The organism is Bacillus sp. SIMBA_005 (assembly GCF_046535585.1).
In the GTDB taxonomy this organism is placed as follows: Bacteria; Bacillota; Bacilli; order Bacillales; family Bacillaceae; genus Bacillus; species Bacillus pumilus.
This window is the reverse complement of the sequence record NZ_JAWRWI010000810.1, coordinates 1-253: the sequence shown is the minus strand read 5'-3', so window position 1 is coordinate 253 and position 253 is coordinate 1. Positions and strand designations below refer to the sequence as shown.

The following is a 253-nucleotide window of genomic DNA, read 5'->3' as shown; positions in this document are numbered from 1 at the left end:
GCCGTTCGAAGCACAGCGGATTGTGTGCCACTTTGACACGAGGCTTCCTCGTCGGTTTACGGTGCGGTAGTTAGCGCTCGTCGATGAGCGATCGGGTCTCGATCGCGAGCCATAGCTCGAAGAGTTCACGGTAGTTCTTCGTGCTGCATCCAGTGATCTGTTCGATGCGCTTGAGTCGGTAGGTCAGCGTGTGCTCGTGTACGAAGAGCTGTGCTGCCGTCTTGCGCACGCTGCCCTGGTTTCGGAAGAACGC

General features: G+C 58.1%; 1 protein-coding gene. It reads right to left on the bottom strand.

Annotation, left to right across the window (positions count from 1 at the left end):
* Nucleotides 1-70: 70 nt before the first annotated feature.
* On the bottom strand, nucleotides 71-253 hold a 183-nt coding region (locus tag SB660_RS22330), incomplete at its 5' end, for a helix-turn-helix domain-containing protein (RefSeq protein WP_410584654.1).